Raw genomic sequence first — 16,530 nt, 5'->3', positions numbered from 1 at the left:
ACACGGGCGTAGTCGCTCTTTGGCATGCATTGCGATTCGATCTGGCAATCGCTGCGTTGCCACGATAATCCTGCTAATTCGATTTGTTCTTGGTGCGAACTACTTGGTCCACATCAAACCCGAGCGTCCTGGCGTGGTCAAGCAATCGACGAACAGTCGCATCGTCCGCGCTGCGTTCCCGGGATAGCACCCATAGGTACTTTCGATTCGGCGTGCCGACCAGCGAATACTGGTAGTTTCCTTCCAATCGCATGATCCAGTAATCGCCCCAGACCATGGGCAGCCATGATGTCCATTTCGGTGCGAAGCGTACTTCCAGGCGGGCTGGATCTGGCGGGTCAAACGCTGTCGCCAATCGCCCTTCGCCCTGAGCGACTTTCGTCTTTCCGTCGCTGGTACGACACTGATTCACGACTTCGATCGATCCGTTGGCGAGAAGGGTGTAATCGGCCCGGACATCGCCTGCACAATCCTCCTGGAAGCGATTCGGCAACCGCGCTTGCTCGTACCACGTGCCCGCGTACTTCTCCAGATTGACGTCGGCCTGCGTAGGCAAGTTGTGCGTTTGCGTCGCACAGCCGACAAATACTGCAAGCAGCGGCACAGCAATCAAAAGCTTCATGGCGGGCTCCTAATGAATCTTGTGAGCGTAACGGAGTGAACAGAATAGCTATTTGCTCGCCATTCGAGGCCGACTCATCCCCATCACTAGCAGAGGCACTCCCCCAATGAGCATACCGGCACCCAACAGCATGAATGTGAGATTGCTCATGGAGAGCCCAATGATGCCAAAGGTCACCGCGCACATGAGCAGCGGCAACGCTGCGGTGATGTATCCGTCATTGTGATGGGTCCCAAAGCTCTAATGTAGATGAGGGCTATATTACCTGGAGTTGCAGACAAAAAGGACGGACTGGTTAACCCGTCCGCCCCTGTCTGTCACCATGTAAGACTTGCCAATTTGGTGTTAACGTCCGGGCAACCCATCTTGAAACGGTAGGACATATTTAAGAGCATATCATCGACAAGTGGATGGCCACCACTGGCTTGGTGGCTCACGTATTGGTGGCCAAGTACGCCGACCATCTACCGCTATACCGGCAAGAGGCGATCTTCGCACATCGCGTGATGCATGCCGACGAAACGCCGGTGCAGATGCTCCAGCCTGGCAACAAGAAGACTCATCGCGCGTATCTCTGGGCATATGCACCTGGTGTCTTTGACTCGCTGAAGGCGGTGATCTACGACTTTGCGCAGGGCCGTGCCGGCGAGGAGCAACGCGCCCGGGTTCCTATAACGACTCAGCCAGGCTCCGCAAGTCTGAATCAGCGCGGATTTGCTCTGCCTGCTTCGATCCGCTCGTGGCGTTCCTGTGCTTCGATGCACAGCTCCGCAGTGGGCCGCGCTAATAGCCGGCCTAGTCCGATGGGCTCTCCACTGTCTCGGCACCATCCGTAAGTCCCGTCCTCGATACGCTCCAAGGCCTGATCGACCTTGCGCAATTGCTTGAATTCTCGATCGCGCAGCCGCAGTTCAAGCGTATGCTCTTCTTCGATGGACGCTTTGTCAGAGGGGTCAGCGTGGACCTCGTCCTCTTTGAGCCGAATCTGCATGTCATACGCGGACGCCAACAGCTGCGCGCGAGACTTGATCAAAAGCAGGCGAAAAAACTGCAATTGCCGTTCCGACATGTAATCGCGTTTGGGCGCTTTCAATAGGGCAGCCAGCGTCAATGGATGATCGGCCATTGCCAGGGCTCGGGCCTGTTGAGTGGACGGAATTTTCATAGCCACCTCCTAAATGAGTGGTCTCTTGCCCGCCGGCCAATGCGGCGCCGATTCTCACGGTTGCAGGGGCAGCGATACATCAAGGTGAGGACTGCGATCCAACTCGACAGACGCAATCACATGTTCTGAAGCTTGCGCCAGGGACAGTTCAAGTTTGGACGCAGTCAAATGTTCGGAGACATCGGCCAACAGCAAGGGCAACGATGAGCATGGCCCACGCGTGGCGCCAGCCCCCAGGTTGTACTTCATTATTGGCGCATCACCGGCATAAGTCCCTATGCTGATGATCCGACCAGTTTCTCCCCGCAACAGCAGCCTTGAATTGATCGCATATAAGCGATAAATCCGCCACGGCGACCGCATAGCGTCTCCATGACGTCGCGTGGGCGACGACATCGGAGTTTCACTCCGGGTGGGGTCATCGGCGCGTGGCAGCAATTTCACAAAAACGTGCAGCACGCGTGCCAAGAAGCGTTCCAGGATCTTCATGACCATTCGCTCCTTGAATGTAGTCCAGCAATGATGAAGTGCACCGCCACATGCACGCTTGCATCCAGCATACACCTCTAGCGTGTAAATAACGATCTTTGCGTGGTTCCTCGGTGATGCCAGTTGAAAACGCTCGAATCTGCCGAGCGTGTCCTCCACCGCCGCCGTCAACGCCTTGCTGCGCGGTGCGATCCATGTCCATTTTTGCACCAGCAGCTCGCGCGCTTTTCGGTCGACCTTCAGATGGCTGGCGCTGCGCAACGTGCTGGCTAACTCCATAAAGGCGGCCTTCGACTGAAAAGCCGCCATGAATCAGCGTCTGTCAATGGAAACGATCACGCGGCTTACCTTCGATCCAACGAAGCGCGTTGTTAAGTTGCATTGCCAAATCTTCTGCTTGACCATTGGTCAGCGTGAAGACCTTCACCCGCGAAGTGGTGGTGGCACTATTCTCTCCGTGGACACCATTTGTGACATAGTCTATACGCAACATCAGGACATCGCTGGGGCCCGCAAGTGCACCTACCCGAATACTGACGACGCTTTGCGCGTCGCCCTTTGATTTGCTCATGATACGACGCCTCAGACTAGTATGTTGAGCCTTTACAGTATCGCGTGGGTCCGACCAGCAGAACGGCTAAGCAACCGCTGTGACCTTACGTCTGCATTGGCATTTGGATCTAGCAGACCCCCTCTTATCGAGACGCAAGCAACTCGGGAGAGTTGCGTATGGCGCACAGTATCGAGGCTTCAGCCACGAGCTGTCCATCAACAAATGCTTGCCCATGATACTTGCAAATCGCGCGGCTTAACCTCAATGCCTTTACCTCGATGCACAACTGATCTCCAGGGACGACCGGCTTCAAAAACCTTGCATCATCGATCCCAAGAAAATAGTAGACGGCCTTCCCCTGCTCCGGACGTCGCTCATCTCCCTCATCCGCAAAGGAAAACAAAGCTGCCGACTGTGCCATTGCCTCGACAATGAGTACGGCCGGCATGCATTGACCATGGGCGATAAATGGATCATTAGCTGACACATTTTTAATGGCCGCAATCTTGCTCCGGGGAACAATTTCGACGACATAATCTATTAGGAGCATGGGGTAACGATGCGGCAGGCGCCCCATGATAGATTTGATGTCCAGGTCCATAGCAACCTCTAGTAGTATCACTGGAACCCGTGACTAAGGCATTGATCCAGACATGGATCAAACGCCTAGTATCCCACACACACATCCTATCGAGCGACTCTTATCGCGATTGCCTTGGCAGCAAGGGGCGCAAGCGGGCAGCCATACGGCGCCCATGACTCTTGTAAAGAGTATGGCAATTGCGCCTAAGGGAGAGATCGGTCAAAGAAAGCCAACTTACGGGTCAGGTTGAATCAACCCAACAGCGCTGCCGACGTCTCTACGCGCGGCGTCAATCAAGCTATTGCGACACTGGCATCTACGACACCGAAAATAGAATCCGTCTTCGTCATGCTCAGCGTCAGTTTCTCCGGCCTTCGCCTCTACTCCACAATGTCTGCAAATCCACATCTCCCCTCCTGGACATTGACCAGCGGCGCCCTCTGCTACTTGAATAAGAGAGCAAGTCGAGCTTTCACGACAGACTCATCAAACGTTCTTTGAACCAACTCTCCGTTAAGAACCTTCTGGCGCGCGTCGTCTGGGAGCTCGTCCCACAGGCAAAGAACCGACGCGCCCAGAAACGCAAGAATGCGCCGATCCGTCTCCTCCAACTCATCTATTGCTAATGATTTAGCTAGCTCAGCAATTTGCGACCCGCCCTCACTATCCCATCGCTCATTGTCAGACTGCTGCGTTGACTTGGTCATGTTGATCTCCCGAAAACCAAGATTAGTGTACAGCTCACCAAATGATTAATTGTTTCAATTAAACATTAGGGAAAAAGGCAGCAAGAGCGCACCGTGAAGAGGTGGCATCCAGCCACAGCAACCTAAGAGGTACCATCATGACATTTCCCACCCGCTTCGCTGCTTCCGTCACCCCAGACGAGCCGGACAAGAAGCAAGCACCCAACCAATCGCAAGACCAGCAAACGCAGCAGCAAAAAGAGGATGCTGCGCGCAAGCAGGCTCAAAGCGATCCGAACAAACAAAGCACCCCCCAATAGCCTAGATCTAGGTTAGGTAACCCGATCCTATGTCCATATTGCCCCCAATCGAAGATAGACCGTAGGTACTAGATCTAATGTTTCTTTGGGGGAGCGCCGAGTGGCAAGGGGCGGGGCACCGTTGTGTGCTGACTCATCGTCTGAACACGAGGGTCGGCAGCAGCAGCACATTATGGTGACTCAAAGTGTCAAAAGCACGTAATGTGAGACGACTGCAATAGACGACATCGAGGTCGTACGAAAAGTACTTCTGCTCTTTCTAGGAGCACTCAATGAACAGCCCAAATAACACCGGTTCCCAATCACAGACTCGGGGCAATACATCTCCGGTAACTTCGGATAATGAAGTCAAGAACCTTCCTCAAGGAGGTGGCGAATCGCCAAGTGACGACAGTAATCGTTGGTTTGATTCTGTGCACGCCGCGACGAAGCATAATCTGGAAAGCGCAGCGGACGCCTCAGCCGAATTCGTGCGCGATAATCCATGGAAAATGATAGCTATATGCGCCGCCGCAGTGGTGGCGCTTGGCGTCCTGCTGGGGCTACGATAAGGCACCCTTCAATTTGCGAGCGGTTCTGACATCCGCCATTGATGACGATTTGATCGACGCGAATCCAATGCGCAGCTGGACGTATAGGCGCAAAGAGGCACCAAAATCACGAGACAGGATAGACCCGTTTAGACCGGACGAGCGGGCACGAATTCTCTCATGTTGCCCGCCCACTCTTCTCAATCAATGGCAGTTCATGTTTTGGACCCGACTGAGAACGAGCGAGATGGTCGCCCTGAAATGGGGCGAGATCAAGCTACTCGGACCGGCACTGCAGGCGCTGTCACAACAGAAGCCAACTGCGTTCCTAGCTGGCGGCCCGGTCTTCGCTCATTACACAACCGGGCGTCGATGGGAGGGAGACCAACAGGTCAGAAAATCGGCTCTACATCATTAACGGGGGACACCGACATTCATTAGACTTGTTTTTGCGAAGAAACAGGTTTAATGGAGGCAATGCCGATGTCCCCAGTCGATTCTATCTTAGGGTTGCGGGATTTAGTAGTTCAGCGGGTCGAGAGGCGCCGAGACATTCACGTCTGGGCCAGGCCGGCGAAGCGGCCGGTGTGCGAGTATTGTTCGCACGACGGATTGCGCATTAAGGCCACGCATCGGCGCACCGTTAAACACACTCGTCAGGGTAATCAGTTGATGGTGTTGCACCTGAGCGTGCCCAAGTACCACTGTACTGACTGCCATCGCTATTTCCGGCATCGATTTTCTGGGATTCGCCCTCGGCTTCGGGCCACCGAGGCTTATCGGCTGGAGGTATTTGAGGCCCACGAGGGTGGCGTTAGTCAACGCAAGCTGACGGTCACGCACCGGATCGGCAGTGCGACGGTCGAGCGCTGGTATCAATCGTTTGTGAGGCAGCGCGTCTCAGAGCTCTCGAGCCGGGCTTGCCCACAGGTGCTGGGGATCGATGAACACTTTTTCAGTCGTAAAAAGGGCTACGCCACGACGCTGGTGGATTTAAAGAACCATAAGGTCTTTGATGTCGTGCTGGGGCGCTCAGAAGACAGTCTGCATCGCTATTTGCAGCGTTTGCCGGGCAAGGAACACGTGCGGGTCATCGTCATGGATTTGTCCGAGACCTATCGCCGAATTGCCCAACGGTACTTCCCCAATGCCATGATTGTGGCTGACCGTTTCCACGTCATTCGGCTGGTGAATCACCATTTCCTCAAGCTGTGGCAACAGCACGATCCCGACGGTCGCAGAAACCGTGGACTATTAAGCCTGATGCGCCGCCATCACTGGAAACTGACCGCCCTGCAGAAGGAAAACCTGCACCAGTACCTGGCACAGATGCCGGTGCTGCAGGCGCTGTATTTTGCCAAGCAGCAGCTCAACGGCTTTTTAGTCCTGAAGAGCCTGAAGGCCGAACGCTCCCAGAAAATGCTACCCAAATTCCTGGCGTTGATCCGGCAGTTCGAGCAAAGTCCGGCCAAGGCGCTGGCCGCGACGTTACTATCGTGGCTGGAGCCGATCGTACGAATGTGGCGTTTCACCAAGTCCAACGGGATCACCGAGGGATTCCATACGAAGATGGAGATGCTCTCACGCCGGGCGTTTGGGTTCAGAAATTTTGAGAATTACCGCATGAGAGTCTTGGCTCAGTGCGGTTGGAACGGTGTGATTAACCGAGTCTGATGAATGCCCATCCCCCGTTTACGGGGTAGAGCCGACAAAAAAGGGCGGATCGGTTAACCCGTCCGCCCCTGTCTGTCACTGTCTAATGCTTGCTAATTTGGTGGAGCCGGGGGGAATTGAACCCCCGTCCGCAAGCCCTCCGCAACCAGTTCTACATGCGTAGTCGACCTATTTAGTTTTAACCATGGACTTAGCCGATCGACAGGCCGGACCATGGCGATTCACGTAATTTAAGACTGAACCGTGTGACCCCAGTGCAGCCCGATTCCTTGTAAAGGACGCTGCTGCGATTCGAGGTTGCCCCCTAGGAAGTTGCCTTCCCTCGCCTGACCCAAGGACAGATCAGTGCAGCGGCTCACCGCTTAAGCGGCGAGAGCGAAACGCTCTTCGTTTGCGTTTAAAGTGTTCCAGTGGTTTTACGAGCTTACTGGTGCTCGGCATGCCCTGAGTTGTTTCGCGACCCACGTCGAATCCGGATCGGCCCCAAGATTCTGTATTGTACTCCAATTGGGCCAAATAAAGCACCCGCGCCCCCTCCTGTGGAACAGGCGGAGTGACACCCGTCGCCCCGCCTCACCAGCAGGTCAACGGGGCGCTGGCCCGTGCATTTATAGTACGTTCCCAGGCAAATTGCCTGCCGCTTTTAAACGGGCATGGTCGTACACACCTCTCGCACAATCTGCGCAAACCGCTCTTCCGCATCCAGCGGCAGGTCGCGCACCTGGCGTATCAAACTGACCGGCGGCAACTCCCAGTTCCATTCCCAGGCCACGCGCGCCACGCCGCCGCCCTGCTCCATGTCATGCGCGATATCCTCTGGAACAATGGAAAGCAGGTTTTGATTGTTGCGCAACATCCCAGAGATCACGTCGATGGAGTAGGTCTCGACGCGTGCGACAGGTGGGCGAACTTGCTCGCGGGTGAATAGCTCGGTCACCATGTTGCCGATGGGCGTCGCCGACGACGGCAGGATCCAGTCTACTTCGGCCAACATGCGCCAGTCGGGCTTGGTGCGCGCGATGCGCCGGGCAAGTGCGGGATGGGCGATCAGTGCAGGCCGCTGCGTGTACAGCACCTGATGCCACATGTCGTTCATGCCGACGGCCGCTGCGGCGCGGCCGATGACGCAATCGATTTCGTGGGCGCGTAGTTCCTTTAAGAGCTGATCGGTGGTCGCTCGGTGCAGCACGACGTTGATGCCTTCGGCGCACAGGCGCTCCAACGTGGGCGTCAGAATGCGGCCGGAAACAAAGGGAATCGCCCCTACCCGCAATTGGGCGGCTCGTCCTGATCGTACGGCCTCCATTTCCTGGCCCCAATGATCCAGGTCCAGCATCATCCGTTCCGCTCGCACCAGGGCCAGCTTGCCCAGCGGCGTAGGCTCCAGCCCCTGGCGCGAACGCACGAATAAGGGGGCCTCGAAGATATCTTCGATTTCGGCCAGAGCCTTGGTCGCGGCGGGCTGGCTGATGCCCATCGCGTCCGCTGCTCGCGTCAATGAACGCAGACGCCCCAATCGAGTCAGCAACGTCAGGTGCCGCAATTTCAATCGTGAAAACAATCGTGCGCCAGGTCGACGGCTGGCAGTATCGGAATGGGACGAACGCGCAGTTGTCATGGCAATGACGAAGAAGAAAAACAGGTCTGGGTGAAAAAGAACCGAACGAAAAAACCGTGGCGGAGCCGGGGAAAAACGGCCTATAGCGCCGCTGAACGCCCACAAATGCATAACCAAATGGTTATGCATTGATTGGAAATACGCATATTACCGTTATTTACACTCTTTATACTGACCTCCTCTTCCCCGCGCTTTCCTCCGGTATTCGCCTATGTCCTCCCCCAGTTTCACGACCCGCCCGGAAATCCGTGGCACGTTTGGCGTGGCATCGTCTACGCATTGGCTGGCCACGCAGGTCGCCATGAGCGTGCTGGAGCGCGGCGGCAATGCGTTTGACGCCGCGGTCGCCGGCGGCTTTACGCTGCAGATTGTCGAGCCGCATTTGAACGGCCCCGGCGGCGAGGTGCCGATCCTGTTCTGGAACGAAAATGATCCGCGTATCCAGTCGATATGCGGTCAGGGTAATGCGCCTCAATTGGCAACGCCCGCCTATTTCCGGAATATGGGAGTAGATCTGGTCCCCGGCGTGGGGCTGTTGCCTGCCACGGTCCCCGGCGCATTTGGCGCGTGGCTGACGATGCTGCGCGATCACGGCACCTGGGAACTGGCAGACGTATTGCGTCCGGCGATTGATTACGCACGCAATGGTTTTCCGCTGGTGCCGCGCATTGTGCAAGCGATTTATTCGGTACAGGATCTGTTTCACCAGGAATGGCACAGCTCTGCCGAGGTCTGGTTGCCCGGCGGCAAAGTACCGCATCCCGAGCACTTGATGCGCACGCCTGCCATCGCCGATACCTACACGCGGATCGTTAGCGAGGCCAATAACAAAGGCAGCGATCGGCGTGCCCGTATCGATGCCGCACTGGAGATCTGGTATCGCGGTTTTGTCGCCAAGGCGATCGACGCTGCATACCGTACCCCGATGCGCGACTGCACCGGTGAAAGGAATGCCGGCCTGCTGCGCCGCGAGGATATGGCGGATTGGAAGGCGACCTACGAAGAACCTGCCATGGTGGATTTTGGCCGCTATACCGTCGCCAAATGCGGCGTGTGGTCGCAAGGACCGGTGTTTTTGCAACAGTTGGCGATGGCGCGGCATCTGCCGTTAGAGGGAGTCGCTGCCGACTCGCCCACGTTCGTGCACCATATCGCAGAGGCGGCAAAGCTGGCGTTTGCGGATCGCCTGGCTTGGTACGGCGATCCACGTTGCAATGATGTGCCGTTGGCAGATCTGCTGTCGGACGACTATGCGCGCACGCGAGCGGCGCTGATTCGTGATCAGGCGTCGCGTGAGCTCGTCCCGGGATCGCCTGGCGGACGTACGCCACGTTTACCTGACTTGGACGCCGCACGCCGTGCACTGGCACAAGCCGATACGCGTTTTGGTGTGGGAGAACCGACCTTTGCTCAATTGCCACCCGTGGACCAGTGGCTGGAGCGCGAGCTGTTCGTCGGCGACACCTGCCACATCGATGTGATCGACAAGGACGGCAACATGGTCGCCGCGACGCCATCAGGGGGGTGGCTGTCGTCCAGTCCAGTCGTACCCGGGTTGGGGTTCTCGATCACAACGCGATTGCAGATGACGTGGCTCGACGAAGGTCTGCCAGGACAATTGCGCGCAGGTGCACGCCCTTGCACCACGCTATCGCCCGGCATGGCGTTGCGTGATGGACAGCCTTATATGGCGTTCGGTACACCCGGCGGAGATCAACAGGATCAATGGACCGTGGCGTTTTTCCTGCGCCATGCGCTGTGCGGCATGAATCTGCAAGAGGCCATCGACGCACCGGCCTGGCATATCGATCACTTTCCGGGCTCATTCTGGCCACGCACGACAACGCTCAACCGTATCACGGTGGAATCGCGCATGCCCGAGAGCACGTTGGACGCGTTACGCGCGGCCGGTCATGAGGTCAAGGTCGGAGCGCCCTGGTCCGAGGGTCGCATCAGCGTGTGTACACGGGAGCCGGCCGGCAATGGTGCGAGACTGCTGCGCGCAGGTGCAAATCCGCGCGGCATGCAGAGCTATGCCGCCGGACGTTGATGGCTATTTAACAAGCGGGCCCGCACTGGGGACTCGCATTTTGTATCGCGGCGCAGGCCGCACATAACAAGGGGATTGATCCATGACTTTTTCATTTCGCAGCGCATTACGCGCCTTCGTTTTAGCGGCAGGCATCGTGCCTGCTGCAGCAATGGCGGCATGGCCAGAGAAACCGATTACGCTGATCGTGCCGTGGGCAGCAGGTGGCTCGACAGATATTCTGGCGCGCATGCTGTCCGAACAGATGACCAAGACATATGGCCAGCCGGTGATCGTGGAAAACCGCTCGGGAGCCTCAGGCAATATTGGATCGGCATTTGTGGCGCGCTCGGAACCGGATGGCTACACCCTGCTGGTCGGGTCCATGAGCACGCATACGATGAACGAGGCACTCTACGACAACATGCCATTTGATGGCGTGAAAAGCTTTACGCCGATCGCGGAACTCGCGCTGGTGACGAACACGATGGTGGTGAACCCTTCGCTGCCAGTCAATAACGTCAAAGAGTTCATCGACTATGCCAAGGCGAACCCCGAAAAAATCGCGTATGCCTCGGCAGGCCCCGGTTCGACCAACCACTTGAGCGCGGCCATGTTCGAGAAAGCGACCGGCATCAAGATGGTTCACATCCCCTATCGCGGCGGCGCGCCAGCGGTCTTGGACACGGTCGCGGATCGTACGCAGGTGCTGTTCAGCGCGGGCACGCAGACTTTGCCGCACGTGCAGGCAAAGAAACTGAAGCTGTTGGCAGTGACCGAGGAATCGCGTTCGCCACTGTTGTCCGATGTCCCTACCGTTGCGGAAACCGTGCCGGGTTATTCGATGGCTGTTTGGTACGGCGCGTTCGGGCCGGCTGGAATGGACCCCGAGTTGGTTGCCAGCTTGAATAAAGAAATCAACCGCATCCTGGACCTGCCGGAAGTGAAAAAGAAAATGGGCGATATGGGAGTGCTGGTCATGCAATCGACGCCGGATGGCTTTGCCAAGACGCTGGCGGCCGATGCACAAAAATACTCCGCCATCGTGCGCGAAATGGGGATCAAGGCGCAATGACGGAATTGGACGTTCGAATCGCCCAGGCAGTGCGCGATGGTGCCGTCGTGACTGATGCACTGACCAGCACCGATCCTGCGGCGGTATTTGCGGCCATGGATAAATGGTCTCAACCCGTGTTGCAACAGGCGTTATGCACGGTCAATCGTTTCGACTCGGTCAACATGGCTGTGGTGCGGCTGTACAGTTCAGATCCCGTGTCCTATCCGCCTGGCGGGTCGAAGCAGAAACGCGGCATGCCCTGGGGGGAACACGTGTTGTTGCAGCGGCGTATCTATGTCGGCGAAGGCCCGGACGCGATACGGGCCTCGTTTGACGACCATTCGGCGATCTTGGGGCTAGGCCTGCAGTCGGTGATCAATGTACCGGTGGTCGTGGGCGACGTATGCCTCGGCACGGTCAATTTTCTGATGCGCGAAGCACGTGTTCACGATGCGCATGTCAGCTTTGCGCGACTGGCGGCGTATTTGACAGTGTCAGGATTTCCCCGCTGATCCCGTGTCGGGCGTTGGTTCGCGAACACGCTCGCGGCGCGAACCATGCGCCTCGGCGTATATCCGGGTGAACTCCGCCCCCAGCAAGAAAACCTGCGCGGCGTAATACACCCAGATCAGTACGATCACGAGCGAGCCTGCCGCCGCGTAGGAGGACGCGACCGACGCTTTCCCCAGGTACAGTCCGATCAAGGATTTGCCGGTCTCAAATAGCACCGCCGTCACGAAAGCGCCGGTCCAGACGTCCCGCCAGGCGACAGGCGCCTGCGGCATGAATCGATAGATCAACGCAAACAGCAGCGTCAACGTCCCCAATGTCACGGCGATATTCAGCCCCTGCAGCAGAACTTCCCAGCCGGGCATAATGACGCCCGCCCAACTGCCCAATGCTGCGAGTATCGAGCTGATGATCAGTGAGACCATCAACAAAAAGGCCAGTGTCAGCACCAACCCAAAGGACAGCAAACGGGCCCGGATCATGCTCCATATCCCGGACTGTTTCTTTGCACTGACTTTCCAAATGCGATCCAGCGCGCTTTGCAGCTCAGAGAACACTGTCGTCGCGCCAACCACCAATACCGCAACACTGATAACGGTGGCCACGATACCTTGCGACGGCTCCTGGGCACCTCGGACGACGCCTTCAATCGTCTTGGCGCCTTCTGCGCCGATCATGGCGTGGACCTGCTGAAACAGTTGGCCGCGAACGGCTTCTTCGCCCCAGAAAAAGCCGGCGATCGCGATGACAATGATGACTAAAGGCGCCAAAGAGAACACGGTATAGAACGCGATAGCCGCGCCCATACTCGGCGCATAATCATCCAGCCAGCTATTGACGGCCTGTTTGGCTAAGCCGTAGAAACGTTTGATATGCATTCGGCGCTCCGCATGGGCCGGGACTGCTCATCAGCTCAACCGCTTCACCACTCGCGCCACGCGCGCAATGCCGTCTTTACCACTGGCGGCGCGCCCGATCAACGCGGTACCGACCGCAGTCAGAATACCTCGCCGCAGCACGGTACGACTACGCATACCCGCAACCATCAGCAAGGCGCCCAGGCTGAACACGATCAGATGTTCGCCGGGAAAACCGGGCCTTTCGTCGTCAAAGGATTTCAACTCTCTCAACATCGAGCCGGCATCTCGAGCGGGAATGGAAGTCTCGGGTAGGGAATGTGCAGGCATGATATTCCTTGATCGATACAGTAAACCGATGGCCCAGCAAGTCACGTGCCAGAGGTCATAGATGTCATCATGAGGCAACACATGCAATACTGCGTATCCCGGGTACCATTTCCATTTTTCCCCCTGGCCACGCCCTATGACCTCACATCCACGTATCGAGCCGACATCGATCGGCGCTTTAGCAGGTTGGCGCATCAACACCCCGTATGGAAGCGCGCTGGTGTCTCAGCAAGGCGCTCAATTGTTGAGCTATACCCCGGCGGGAGGCCGGCCCTTAATCTGGTTGTCCGAGCAGGCCGTTTTCAAACCCGGCACTGCTGTGCGTGGTGGAATCCCGATTTGCTGGCCATGGTTCGGCGTCTACGACCGCAACCCGCAATCCGTGCGAGACAGTGTGGCCGCCGCGCCCGGCGTCTCGTCGCACGGCTGGGTGCGACAGGTAGACTGGCAGTTGGCGGCGCAACATACAGAGGCTGATACCGCGAGCCTGGAGTTCACCTTCGAGGCCCCGCGAGGCCATGCGCCGGGATGGATACATCATGCGCAGCTCACGCTGCGGATGCGGTTCGGCAAGAACATCGAAATCACACTATCCGTGCGCAACAGAGGAGTGCAAGATCTGACCACCACGCTGGCGCTGCATACTTACTTGGCCGTCTCGGACAGCCAGCATGTCACCATCCAGGGACTCGAGGGTCATCGCTATTTGGACACCTTGGAAAATTGGGAACCTCGCCAACAGCAAGGCCCTGTCAGATTCAATGGCGAAACCGACCGTATCTACCTGGATACCACTACGCCCATCACGCTGCATGACCCTGGTTGGAAACGCGACATCCGTCTGCAAGCGAACGGCTCACGATCCTCCGTGGTGTGGAACCCCGGTGCGGCCAAGGCCGCGCGATTGGCAGATATGGCGAACGACTCGTGGTCGCACATGGCATGCATCGAAACTGCCCGGGTGCTAGACGACGCATTGACAGTGGCTCCGGGGGCAACCGAAAGCGTGTCATTGTCGATCAATTGGGCGACGACGAACTAAAGACACCCATTAATCCGGAATTCGAAACAATCTGTCCACCAAAAGCAGATTTATCTCAAATAACAACAGAATTACAGTAGTGAAAACGGCGTCCTCAATGCGTTTGAGGCGCCCCTGTTTTATCGGAGATATCTGCTATGCAAGCCCAACCTACGCTTTTCGTCTCTCATGGTGCCCCGACCTTTGCGGTCGAGCCAGGCTTGGCCGGCCCGCAACTGAAAGCGTTGGGCGAGCGCCTACCCTCCCCGCGTGCCGTGCTGATCGTCTCGCCGCACTGGATGACGCGGGGTCTGACTATTACCGCCTCTGCGCGTCCTCAGACCATTCACGATTTTGGCGGTTTTCCCGCTGAATTGTACGCGTTGCAATACCCCGTCGCCGGCGATCCAGTGTTGGCCGAACGCATTGCCGCATTGCTGAGAAACGCGGGGTATCACGCGGACCTGGATACCGAACGCGGGCTGGATCATGGCGCCTGGGTGCCGATGATGCACATGTTCCCGGAACATCAAATTCCCGTGCTGCAGCTCTCATTGCCGATGCATATCAGCCCGGAACAGACCTGGGCGCTGGGACAGGCTTTGGCGCCACTATCGCAACAAGGCGTGTTGATTGTCGGCTCGGGCAGTTTGACGCACAACCTGTACGAATTTCGCCAGTATGGCGCGGATGAACCGTATGTGAAAGCGTTCGCGGACTGGGCTCGGCAAGCCGTGCAAACGCATGATCAGGATGCGCTGGTGGGCTATTTGGAACACGCACCGCAAGCACGGCGCGCACATCCTACTGCCGAACACTATCTGCCGCTGTTGATCGCCGCAGGCGCGGCGGCCCCCGATGCCCGGGTCGATGTGCTGGATGGGGGCATCACGCATGGTGTGTTGTCCATGGACAGCTATGTGTTCAATGCACCCGCTGTGCACTGAGTAGTCGATACATCTCATGCCGAGGTCTTGCCGTGCATCGGCGACCTCGCCGAGAACGGCAGTGACGTTGACGCGCGCAACGTCACTCCCGCATCCTGGCAAGCACGAGCGCAAAGCCCACTGCCAAGCACTGGACTACTGCGATGCAGCTCCGCTCGTCGTGGGCTGCTCCGCCGGCGCATTCTGCTGCAGCCATTGCAACGACTTCATCCCCGCCCGGCCATCGGGCGTCAGGCCTGCGTCGCGCTGGATGGATTTCAGGGCCTCGCGGGTACGCGCACCTATCATGCCGTCGGGCTGGCCGATATCGAAACCGCGCGCGATCAACAAGGTCTGCAGCTCACGCCGTTGGGCGCGCGAGAGGCCTGGATCATCGGTCGGCCACGCATGTACAAACGGCCCAGCGCCGCGCAAGCGATCCGACAGATGCGAGATCGCCAGTGCGTAGCTTTCTGCCGCGTTGTATGAATATATCGCGTCAAAATTTCGTGTCACTAAAAACGCAGGACCAGAAGGGCCAGCAGGCAATAACAACGCGACCTGCATATCGCCGGCAGGCAACGCGCTGCCATCAGCCCTTTTGACGCCCTTTGCCGCCCAGGCGGATATGGGCTGTTTGTTGCGACGTCCGGCGCCCGAAGTATCCATGCCGTCGGGCAGACTCACCTCAAAGCCCCAAGGCATATCGGGTTTCCATCCGGCGCGTTTGAGGAAGTTGGCAGTCGAGCCCAGTGCATCCGGCACGCTATCGACCAGATCGCGACGGCCGTCGCCATCAAAGTCTACGGCCAATCGCAGATACGTCGAGGGCATGAACTGCGTCTGGCCAAATGCGCCTGCCCACGAACCATTCAGTCGTTCGACGCCCAGGTGTTCTTGCTGGATGATCTTGAGCGTGGAAAAGAACTCGCCACGGAAATAGCTTTGCCGGCGGCCGACACATGACAAGGTCGATAACGATGTCAGCAACGGACGCCCGCCCAGGATTCTGCCGAAATTGCTCTCAACGCCCCACACGGCGACCACAGACGCAGGATCTACGCCAAACTGAGACTGCGCACGAGACAACTCGGCCTGCCACTGCTGCAGGGCGAGCTTGCCGTCGGCAACGCGCTCGTCGTCAACCAGCGAGGCCATATAGTCCCAGATCGGCGTTTTGAACTCGGGCTGCGCGTCCAGCAGCGGCAGGACACTCAGGTCCGGCTCGAGATCTTTGGTGTAGGTATCGTAGGTGCTGGCCGATACGCCTTGCTTGATCGCCTGGCCACGCAATTGCGACAGGCATTGCGCGAAATCGGCGGAACTATAGGCGGTGGCCGAAGCAGCTTCGACGGCGGCATTGCCAGCCGTAGCGGCTAACGCCAGCGGTGCAGCGCCCGCCCACAGCGCGAGAGTCATAACGGGCAAGGAGTTTCGTAGTGTCATGGGCGGGATTTTATAAGCTGGCGCAAAAAATAGCCGACTGGCGAGGTGACGCCATAGTATCGCGCTGTAACCGGCCTGACACGCTAGATCGGCCCTCCTCTTCCTTTTTCACCG

19 protein-coding genes, 1 other RNA gene and 1 pseudogene are annotated in these 16,530 nt (G+C 57.7%); 9 read left to right on the top strand and 12 right to left on the bottom strand.

What is annotated here, in order from left to right:
- Nucleotides 1–73 precede the first annotated feature (73 nt).
- Nucleotides 74–622 (bottom strand): lipocalin family protein, encoded by a 549-nt coding sequence (locus CAL20_RS08420; RefSeq protein ID WP_094837633.1) that lies wholly within the window; start codon nt 620–622, stop codon nt 74–76.
- A gap of 395 nt (nt 623–1,017) precedes the next feature.
- On the opposite strand from CAL20_RS08420, the pseudogene CAL20_RS08415 reads away from it, so the two are divergent.
- A pseudogene (locus CAL20_RS08415) lies at nt 1,018–1,281 on the top strand (IS66 family transposase); the annotation flags it as partial.
- A gap of 44 nt (nt 1,282–1,325) precedes the next feature.
- On the opposite strand, the gene dksA reads toward CAL20_RS08415, so the two are convergent.
- The 5 genes from dksA to CAL20_RS08390 all read right to left on the bottom strand — a co-directional run bounded on the left by dksA (nt 1,326) and on the right by CAL20_RS08390 (nt 4,119).
- Entirely contained in the window at nt 1,326–1,787 is a 462-nt protein-coding gene (gene dksA / locus CAL20_RS08410) for an RNA polymerase-binding protein DksA (protein ID WP_179266634.1), read from the bottom strand.
- 54 nt (nt 1,788–1,841) lie between these two features.
- Nucleotides 1,842–2,585 (bottom strand): hypothetical protein, encoded by a 744-nt coding sequence (locus tag CAL20_RS08405; RefSeq protein ID WP_094837632.1) that lies wholly within the window; start codon nt 2,583–2,585, stop codon nt 1,842–1,844.
- Between the two features lie 13 nt (nt 2,586–2,598).
- Nucleotides 2,599–2,847, bottom strand: a complete 249-nt coding sequence (locus tag CAL20_RS08400; RefSeq protein ID WP_094837631.1) for a hypothetical protein — start codon at nt 2,845–2,847, stop codon at nt 2,599–2,601.
- 124 nt (nt 2,848–2,971) lie between these two features.
- Nucleotides 2,972–3,430 (bottom strand): 3-hydroxyacyl-ACP dehydratase FabZ, encoded by a 459-nt coding sequence (gene fabZ / locus CAL20_RS08395; RefSeq protein WP_094837630.1) that lies wholly within the window; start codon nt 3,428–3,430, stop codon nt 2,972–2,974.
- Between the two features lie 425 nt (nt 3,431–3,855).
- Nucleotides 3,856–4,119, bottom strand: coding sequence for a hypothetical protein (locus CAL20_RS08390; protein WP_094837629.1), 264 nt, complete (start codon nt 4,117–4,119; stop codon nt 3,856–3,858).
- 137 nt (nt 4,120–4,256) lie between these two features.
- Here CAL20_RS08390 and CAL20_RS25555 point away from each other — a divergent pair, with 137 nt between their 5' ends.
- Together CAL20_RS25555 and CAL20_RS25455 are read left to right on the top strand one after the other, a co-directional pair.
- Nucleotides 4,257–4,418: a hypothetical protein gene (locus CAL20_RS25555; RefSeq protein ID WP_179266633.1), complete on the top strand. Its 162-nt coding sequence runs from the start codon at nt 4,257–4,259 to the stop codon at nt 4,416–4,418.
- 272 nt (nt 4,419–4,690) lie between these two features.
- Nucleotides 4,691–4,969: a hypothetical protein gene (locus CAL20_RS25455; protein ID WP_143277053.1), complete on the top strand. Its 279-nt coding sequence runs from the start codon at nt 4,691–4,693 to the stop codon at nt 4,967–4,969.
- On the opposite strand, the gene CAL20_RS25845 is transcribed toward CAL20_RS25455, so the two are convergent.
- On the bottom strand, nt 4,961–5,143 hold the full coding sequence (locus CAL20_RS25845; RefSeq protein WP_373558285.1) for a PmbA/TldA family metallopeptidase: 183 nt from the start codon (nt 5,141–5,143) through the stop codon (nt 4,961–4,963). The two genes, CAL20_RS25455 and CAL20_RS25845, sit on opposite strands and share 9 nt — an antisense overlap.
- 273 nt (nt 5,144–5,416) lie before the next feature.
- Here CAL20_RS25845 and CAL20_RS08385 point away from each other — a divergent pair, with 273 nt between their 5' ends.
- Nucleotides 5,417–6,622, top strand: a complete 1,206-nt coding sequence (locus CAL20_RS08385; RefSeq protein WP_218830700.1) for an ISL3 family transposase — start codon at nt 5,417–5,419, stop codon at nt 6,620–6,622.
- A gap of 98 nt (nt 6,623–6,720) precedes the next feature.
- On the opposite strand, the gene ssrA is transcribed toward CAL20_RS08385, so the two are convergent.
- Both ssrA and CAL20_RS08375 read right to left on the bottom strand, forming a co-directional pair.
- Nucleotides 6,721–7,107, bottom strand: a transfer-messenger RNA (tmRNA) gene (ssrA, locus tag CAL20_RS08380).
- A 158-nt stretch (nt 7,108–7,265) separates the two neighbouring features.
- The gene (locus CAL20_RS08375; protein ID WP_094837799.1) at nt 7,266–8,240 is read right to left on the bottom strand and encodes a LysR substrate-binding domain-containing protein; all 975 of its coding nucleotides are present in this window, start codon (nt 8,238–8,240) and stop codon (nt 7,266–7,268) included.
- 211 nt (nt 8,241–8,451) lie between these two features.
- On the opposite strand from CAL20_RS08375, the gene CAL20_RS08370 reads away from it, so the two are divergent.
- From CAL20_RS08370 to CAL20_RS08360, 3 genes are all read left to right on the top strand, one after another.
- Entirely contained in the window at nt 8,452–10,290 is a 1,839-nt protein-coding gene (locus CAL20_RS08370) for a gamma-glutamyltransferase family protein (RefSeq protein WP_094837627.1), read from the top strand.
- An 82-nt stretch (nt 10,291–10,372) separates the two neighbouring features.
- Nucleotides 10,373–11,344, top strand: coding sequence for a Bug family tripartite tricarboxylate transporter substrate binding protein (locus CAL20_RS08365; protein WP_094837626.1), 972 nt, complete (start codon nt 10,373–10,375; stop codon nt 11,342–11,344).
- Nucleotides 11,341–11,838, top strand: coding sequence for a GAF domain-containing protein (locus CAL20_RS08360; protein ID WP_094820366.1), 498 nt, complete (start codon nt 11,341–11,343; stop codon nt 11,836–11,838). Before CAL20_RS08365 ends, CAL20_RS08360 begins: the two co-directional genes overlap by 4 nt.
- Here the strand turns inward: CAL20_RS08360 and CAL20_RS08355 are convergent.
- Nucleotides 11,821–12,714, bottom strand: coding sequence for a YihY/virulence factor BrkB family protein (locus CAL20_RS08355; RefSeq protein ID WP_094837625.1), 894 nt, complete (start codon nt 12,712–12,714; stop codon nt 11,821–11,823). The two genes, CAL20_RS08360 and CAL20_RS08355, sit on opposite strands and share 18 nt — an antisense overlap.
- A gap of 30 nt (nt 12,715–12,744) precedes the next feature.
- Nucleotides 12,745–13,023 carry a hypothetical protein gene (locus tag CAL20_RS08350; protein ID WP_094820364.1) on the bottom strand — a complete coding sequence of 93 codons (279 nt, stop codon included), beginning with the start codon at nt 13,021–13,023 and terminating at the stop codon, nt 12,745–12,747.
- Between the two features lie 136 nt (nt 13,024–13,159).
- Here CAL20_RS08350 and CAL20_RS08345 point away from each other — a divergent pair, with 136 nt between their 5' ends.
- On the top strand, nt 13,160–14,065 hold the full coding sequence (locus CAL20_RS08345; protein WP_094837624.1) for a D-hexose-6-phosphate mutarotase: 906 nt from the start codon (nt 13,160–13,162) through the stop codon (nt 14,063–14,065).
- Nucleotides 14,066–14,202: 137 nt separating this feature from the next.
- Nucleotides 14,203–14,991 (top strand): DODA-type extradiol aromatic ring-opening family dioxygenase, encoded by a 789-nt coding sequence (locus CAL20_RS08340; RefSeq protein ID WP_094837623.1) that lies wholly within the window; start codon nt 14,203–14,205, stop codon nt 14,989–14,991.
- 135 nt (nt 14,992–15,126) lie between these two features.
- Here CAL20_RS08340 and CAL20_RS08335 read toward each other — a convergent pair whose 3' ends face one another.
- Entirely contained in the window at nt 15,127–16,389 is a 1,263-nt protein-coding gene (locus CAL20_RS08335) for a lytic murein transglycosylase (RefSeq protein ID WP_256981387.1), read from the bottom strand.
- Between the last annotated feature and the right edge of the window lie 141 nt (nt 16,390–16,530).

Source organism: Bordetella genomosp. 4 (assembly GCF_002261185.1).
Classification (GTDB): Bacteria; Pseudomonadota; Gammaproteobacteria; order Burkholderiales; family Burkholderiaceae_B; genus Bordetella_A.
This window is presented reverse-complemented; position numbering and strand designations above follow the sequence as displayed.